This window comes from Dietzia sp. B19 (genome assembly GCF_014145155.1).
GTDB classification, from domain to species: Bacteria; Actinomycetota; Actinomycetes; order Mycobacteriales; family Mycobacteriaceae; genus Dietzia; species Dietzia natronolimnaea.
Genome location: NZ_JAALED010000457.1, coordinates 1 through 6671 on the forward strand (window position 1 = coordinate 1; position 6671 = coordinate 6671).

Genomic DNA, 6671 nt, shown 5'->3' on the forward strand with positions numbered 1-6671 from the left:
AGCTCGGTGTCATCGGTGATCCGCGGGATCTCGCCGGTGAGCTCGGAGACGCTCACGCCGCTGCCGCCCTCGTCGGCCCGCCGGTGCCGGCGCCCCTTGGGTGCGGCCGCGTCCGACTGCTCGGCGCCCATGCGCTTGAGCAGCTCCGCCACGGTGATCTGCTGACCGTCCTGATCCTCGGCCATCTCAGCTCCCCTTTCCGTCGCCGCCCGCGTCCCGGTCGAGACGCTGCAGAATGAGCCCCTCCCGCAGAGCCCACGGGCAGATTTTCACACTTTCCAACCCCAGAGCCCTCATCGACGCCTCCGCCACCAGCGCTCCCGCGACCACCTGATGGGACCGGTCAGAGCTGATGCCCTCCAACTCTGCCCTGTCGGCGGCCGTCATGCGAGAGATAAAGGCGATCACCTGCCGCAGACCCGACGCGGTGAGGATCCGCTCCACCCGCGGCCCCTCCGACGACGGCGCCGCGCCGGTGAGCCGCGCCAGCGTGCGGAACGTCTTGGAGGTGGCACAGGCCAGGTCGGGGGTGCCGGCGGCCCGCAGGTCCCGGGCAGGGCCCTCCAGCTCGGCGTCGATGAAATCACGCAGCTGGTTGATGCGCTTGCGTTCGGGCGGGTCGGTCTTGAACCAGTCGTGCGTCAGCCGGCCGGCGCCCAGGGGCAGGCTGAAGGCGTGCTCGGGCAGCTCGTCCTCGCCGCTCGTGAGTTCGAGCGAGCCACCACCGATGTCGAGGTTGACGATCCGACCGGCGCTCCACCCGAACCACCGGCGGGCGGCCAGGAAGGTCATCCGCGCCTCGTCCTCGCCGGAGAGCACGCGCAACGCGATCCCGGTCTCCTTCTCGACCTTCTCGAGCACCGCGTCCGAATTGGCGGCGTCGCGCACCGCCGAGGTCGCCAGGGCCATGACCTCGCGGCACTTGGTGGCCTTGGCCAGATCGGCGGCCTCGTTGACCGCGTCGATCAGCCGGGCGATGCCGGTCTTCGAGATGTTGTCGTCCTCATCGAGGTACTCGATCAGCCGCAGACGGGTCTTGGAGTCGTTCATGGGCGTGGGGTGCCCGCCGCGATGGGCGTCGACCACCACGAAATGGACCGTGTTGCTCCCGACGTCCAGGACACCTAATCTCACACGCCCACCCTAAACGGTCTACGGTCGCAGGTTGTGACCGCCACCGAACGCACCAGCACCCCGGGCGCGCCCGCCGCGGAAGTCCCCCTCGACTTCCCCCGCGAGTGGTACACCTTCCCGGACCCCGCGAACGACCAGCACCTCGTCTCCGCGGACATGACCTGGCTGCTGTCCTCGTGGACCTGCGTCTTCGGCACCCCGGCCTGCCACGGCATCGAGGCCGACCAGCCCGACTCCGGCTGTTGTACGCACGGGGCGTTCCTGTGTGACGACGACGACCGCGCGCGACTGACCGTGAACGTCGAACTCCTGGGACCCGAGGACTGGCAGCACCGTGGGGCCGCGCTGGAGGCCGCGGAGGCCGAGGGCGGCGATCTCGAGCCGTGGCTGGAAGAGGACGAGCTCACCGGGGACGACGGCGAGCCCGAGCCCGCCCTGCGGACGAGGCGCCACGGCGGGCGATGCGTGTTCTTCAACGACGTCGGCTTCCCGGCCGGCTCGGGCTGCGCCCTGCACCACATGGCCCTGAGGACGGGGCGGACCCTGCCCGAGTCGAAGCCGGACGTGTGCTGGCAACTGCCCATCCGCCGCACGCAGGAGTGGGAGACCCGGCCCGACGAGGTGGAGGTCCTCCACACCCGTATCGGCGAGTACGACCGCCGCGGCTGGGGCCCCGGCGGGCTGGACCTCGACTGGTACTGCACCGGATCGCCCGAGGCGCACGTCGGGGCCGACCCGGTGTTCGTCTCGCTGCGCGACGAGCTGGTGGAGCTGCTGGGGGCCGACTGCTACGAGGTGCTGGCCGCGGCGTGCCGGCGCCGCCGCCAGCTGGGGATCGTCGCCGTGCACCCCGCGACGGAGCGGGCGACTCCCTAGTCGACCACTCCCATTCCGGACCGGACGAGCCGGTCAAAACCCGCTCCGGACCGGACGAGCCGGTCAGCCCTCGAACTTGTAGCCCAGGCCCCGGACCGTCACCAGGTGGACCGGCTTGCCCGGGTCCTGCTCGATCTTCGAGCGCAGCCGCTTGACGTGGACGTCCAGAGTCTTGGTGTCCCCCACGTAGTCCGACCCCCAGACGCGGTCGATCAGCTGACCGCGGGTGAGCACCCGGCCCGAGTTGCGCAGCAGGTACTCGAGCAGGTCGAACTCCTTGAGCGGGAGGGTCACCACCGACCCGCGGACGGTCACCGTGTGCCGCTCGATGTCCAGGCGCACCGGGCCCGACTCCAGGACACCGATGTCGTCCGGCTGGTCTCCCTCCGTGTCCGCGCCGCGCCTGAGCACGGCCCGGATGCGGGCGATGAGTTCGCGGGCCGAGTAGGGCTTGGTCACGTAGTCGTCGGCCCCCAACTCCAGCCCGACCACCTTGTCGATCTCGCTGTCCCGCGCGGTCACCATGATGACCGGGACGCTCGAGGTCACCCGCAGGCGCTTGCACACGTCGGTTCCGGACATGCCCGGGAGCATGAGGTCCAGCAACACGATGTCCGCGCCCTCCGCGTCGAAGCTCTCCAGCGCGGTCGGGCCGTCGCCGGCGATGGTGACCTCGAAGCCCTCCTTGCGCAGGAGGAACGCCAACGGATCCGCGAGCGAAGCCTCGTCCTCTACGATCAGCACCCTGGTCACGGCACCTGGTCCTCTCCTTGTTGGTCGTGCTCGGCGGGGGGCGGGGCCCCCTCGCCACCCGGCTCCACATGGGCCGGGAGTTCGAGTGTGAACGTGGACCCGGTCCCGGGCCTGCTCCAGATGCTGACGCCGCCGTTGTGGTTCTGGGCGACGTGCTTGACGATCGCCAACCCCAGCCCGGTCCCGCCGGTGGCCCGGGACCGGGCCTTGTCCACGCGGAAGAACCGTTCGAACACGCGGGTCTGGTGCTCGGGCGCGATGCCGATCCCCCGGTCGGTGACCCGCAGCATCACGGTGTCCCCGTCGAGCGCCCGCGTGATCGAGACCGGGGTGCGCTCCGGCGAGTAGTTGACGGCGTTGGAGATGAGGTTGGTCAACGCGGTGACCAGCAGTGTCCAGTCGCCCGAGATCTCGAGCCCGGAGGGCGCGTCGGTGATCAGCTCGATCCCGGCCGCCTCCGCCGCGGACGCCGACCTGCGCATGGCCTCGTCCACCACGGCGTCCACGTCCACCGGCTCGGGATCGCGGATCCGCTCGGCGCCCTGGAGCCGGGACAGCTCGATGAGCTCGGAGACCATCTTGCCCAGCCTGTGGGCCTCGCTCACCACTCGGCCGCCGAAGTACTCGACCGACTCCGGGTCGTCCTTGGACTCCAGCAGCGCCTCGGCCAACACGGCCATGGCCCCCACCGGTGTCTTGAGCTCGTGGGAGACGTTGGCCACGAAGTCGCGCCGGGCGGCCTCCATGCGCCGCTGCTCGGAGTCGTCGTCGGCGAACACCACCGCGAACTGACCGAGGTGTCCGCCGAGGATCTCGCTGCGGCCGCTCACCGACGGGATCCGGCGGCGCCCCGTGATGACCTTGGCGGGCAGGTCGAACGCCGAGGGCTCGCCGCCGGCGAAGGTGATCTCGGCCGCGCGCCACACCGGGTCCACCAGGAGCCGGTCGTCCACGATGCCCAGCTCCGCGGCGCGACGGTTGTAGAGCACCACGTCCTGGTGTCGGTCCACCACGGCGAGCGCGTACGGCGCCTGGTGGTACACCGCCCGCAGGACCTCCAACCGGCTCGGACCCTGCTGCTCGGCGAGCCGGAGCTCACGGCGGGCGTTGAGCCGGGGGACGACGAACCCGCCGACGACAAAGCCGACCACTGCGGCGATGATCGCGAGGGCGATCCCGAGACTGACCTGCACGAGGCAGATACTACGGTGCGGCGAATCGGCGACCACAACGGAGAACCCCCGTCCATCTGCGGGAAGTCCGCAGGTGGACGGGGGTTCGCCGCGTGTTCACCGGAGCGACACCTACTTCTGGGCGCCCTGGCTGGCGACGGCCGCGGCTCCCGCGGCCGCGGCCTCCGGGTCGAGGTAGGTGCCCCCCGGGTTGGAGACCAGACCGGAGTCGTCGAAGCGGTAGACCAGCGGGATGCCGGTGGGGATGTTCAGGCCCGCGATGTCCTCGTCGGAAATGCCGTCGAGGTGCTTGACCAGTGCGCGCAACGAGTTCCCGTGCGCGGCCACCATGACCGTCTTACCCTCCGCCAGCTGCGGCGCGATCTCGGCCGCGTAGTACGGGATGAAGCGGTCCACCACGTCCTTGAGGCACTCGGTCAGCGGCACCTCCGGCAGGTCCGCGTAGCGGGGGTCCGCCGACTGCGAGTACTCGTTGTCCGCATCGATCGCCGGCGGCGGCGTGTCGTAGCTCCGGCGCCAGAGCATGAACTGCTCGTCGCCGAACTCGTCCTTGATCTCCGCTTTGTTGAGGCCCTGGAGCTTGCCGTAGTGCCGCTCGTTGAGCTTCCAGTGCCGCACCACGGGGATCCAGTGCCGGTCGCAGGCGTCGAGCGCGATGTTGGCCGTGGTGATGGCCCGACGCAGCAGCGAGGTGTACAGCACGTCCGGGAGGATGCCCTCCTCGGCGAGGAGTCTGCCGCCGCGGACCGCCTCCTCGCGGCCGAGGTCGGTGAGGTCCACATCGACCCATCCGGTGAACTGGTTGGAGGCGTTCCACGTGGACTGACCGTGACGCAGCAGGACGAGGGTTCCGTAAGCCATACGGTCATTATGACCCGACGCCCGAGGACTACGGTGCAGACATGACCACACACGCCGGAGACACCCCCGATCGACCCGACCGGCCGTGGACCGCCCACTACACCCCGGGCACCACACATAACCTCGACTACGGCACCACCACGCTCATCGACCAGTTCGACGACGCCGTGCGCACCTACGCCGACCGGCCCGCGACCGAGTTCTTCGGCCGACTGACCCCCTACTCCGAGATCGGCAGCCGGGTCCGCCACGCGGCCGAGGGACTGCGTCGCCTCGGGGTGGGGCGCGGGGACCGGGTTGCGGTCCTGCTGCCCAACTGTCCGCAGGGGATCGTGGTGTTCTACGCCGCGCTGCGGATCGGCGCGATCGTGGTCGAGCACAACCCGCTCTACACCGCCGACGAGCTCGAGGGCCCGTTCGCCGACCACGGCGCGAGGGTGGTGGTGACCTGGAACGTCGTCGCCGGGATAGTGCGCGAGCTGGCCGACCGCCCCGGCACGGAGATCGAGCACATCGTCGCCGTCGACCTGCTCGACGAGCTCCCCGCGGCCAAGCGCCTGGCGCTGAAGCTCCTGCCCGTCCCGTCGCTCCGCGCCTCGCGGGCCAAGCTCTCGGCGCCCGCTCCCGGGACGCTGGACTGGCGCGAGCTGGAGACCGGGCCGGAGCTGGACTTCTCGTATCCCCGCCCGAAGGCCGACGACCTCGCGCTGATCCTGTACACCTCCGGCACCACCGGCACGCCCAAGGGCGCCACGCTCACGCACGCCAACCTCGTGGCGAATGCCAAGATGGGCGAGGCCTGGGTGCCCGAGCTCGAGCTGGGGCGCGAGCGGTTCCTGGCCTCGCTGCCGATGTTCCACGCCTACGGGGTGACGCTCTGCGTGGTGATCGGGATCGCGGTGGGTGCCCGGCTGCAGCTCGTGCCCGCGCCCGAGATGGACCTCATCATGCCGATCCTGGCCAAGGACCTGCCCACCTTCATCCCGGCCGTCCCCCCGATCTACTCCAAGATCCTCGAGGAGGCCGGCAGGCGGGGCATCCCGCTGCACGGCATCCGGCACTCGCTGTCCGGCGCCATGAGCCTGCCCGACGAGCTCATCGAGAGGTGGGAGGCCGCGACCGGGGGCCTGCTCGTGGAGGGGTACGGGATGACCGAGACCTCGCCCATCACGGTGGGCAACCCCATGTCGACGGCGAGGCGGGCCGGCAGCATCGGCGTCCCCTTCCCGGACACCGACGTCCGCGTCGCCCACAAGGACGACCCCACCGTCGACGCCGACCCGGGCGAGCCCGGCGAGCTGTTGGTCAGGGGCCCGCAGGTCTTCCCGGGCTACTGGCGTAACCCCGCGGCCACCGCCGAGACCTTCCACGAGGGCTGGCTGCGCACCGGCGACGTGGTGGTCCAGGACGCCGACGGCTTCCTCCACGTGGTGGACCGCATCAAGGAGATGATCGTCACCGGCGGGTTCAACGTCTACCCCTCCGAGGTGGAGGCGGTCCTGCGCAGGGCCCCGGGCGTGGCCGACTGCGCGGTGGTGGGCCGGCGCGGACCGGACGGGGGCGAGCAGGTCGTGGCCGCGGTCGTGCTCGAACCGGGCACCGAGCTCGACGCCCCGGCCCTGCGCGCCCACTGCAAGGCCTCACTCGCCGGGTACAAGGTCCCCCGGGAGTTCGTGGCGCTGGGCGAGCTGCCCACCAACCCGATGGGCAAGGTCCTGCGCAAGAAGGTCGCCGAGCAGCTCTGACGGGAGCCGCGACGCCCGCGCCGTCGGTGGCCCACACCGTCGGCGGCCCACACCGTCGAAAAGAGCGTCCCGCACACATCGGCCGAGGGCAGTCTCAGGTAGCTAGCGC

At 70.8% G+C, this 6671-nt stretch carries 6 protein-coding genes and 1 pseudogene; 2 read left to right on the plus strand and 5 right to left on the minus strand.

From position 1 onward, the window contains the following. Both G6020_RS12805 and G6020_RS12810 read right to left on the minus strand, forming a co-directional pair. A pseudogene (locus G6020_RS12805) lies at window positions 1–185 on the minus strand (hypothetical protein); the annotation flags it as partial. A gap of 1 nt (window position 186) precedes the next feature. After that, window positions 187–1134 (minus strand): Ppx/GppA family phosphatase, encoded by a 948-nt coding sequence (locus G6020_RS12810; protein ID WP_182610886.1) that lies wholly within the window; start codon window positions 1132–1134, stop codon window positions 187–189. Between the two features lie 33 nt (window positions 1135–1167). Here G6020_RS12810 and G6020_RS12815 point away from each other — a divergent pair, with 33 nt between their 5' ends. Further along, a complete protein-coding gene (locus G6020_RS12815) occupies window positions 1168–2010 on the plus strand; it encodes a hypothetical protein (protein ID WP_179523390.1) in 843 nt (280 codons plus the stop codon). A gap of 63 nt (window positions 2011–2073) precedes the next feature. On the opposite strand, the gene G6020_RS12820 is transcribed toward G6020_RS12815, so the two are convergent. From G6020_RS12820 to G6020_RS12830, 3 genes are all read right to left on the minus strand, one after another. Beyond that, window positions 2074–2763: a response regulator transcription factor gene (locus G6020_RS12820; RefSeq protein WP_179523391.1), complete on the minus strand. Its 690-nt coding sequence runs from the start codon at window positions 2761–2763 to the stop codon at window positions 2074–2076. Then, on the minus strand, window positions 2760–3956 hold the full coding sequence (locus tag G6020_RS12825; RefSeq protein ID WP_179523392.1) for an ATP-binding protein: 1197 nt from the start codon (window positions 3954–3956) through the stop codon (window positions 2760–2762). Before G6020_RS12825 ends, G6020_RS12820 begins: the two co-directional genes overlap by 4 nt. Window positions 3957–4067: 111 nt before the next feature. Beyond that, complete coding sequence (locus G6020_RS12830) at window positions 4068–4817, minus strand: phosphoglyceromutase (RefSeq protein WP_179523393.1); 750 nt, start codon at window positions 4815–4817, stop codon at window positions 4068–4070. A 41-nt stretch (window positions 4818–4858) separates the two neighbouring features. On the opposite strand from G6020_RS12830, the gene G6020_RS12835 reads away from it, so the two are divergent. Beyond that, window positions 4859–6562, plus strand: a complete 1704-nt coding sequence (locus G6020_RS12835) for a long-chain-fatty-acid--CoA ligase (RefSeq protein ID WP_182610887.1) — start codon at window positions 4859–4861, stop codon at window positions 6560–6562. The last annotated feature ends 109 nt before the right edge of the window (window positions 6563–6671 follow it).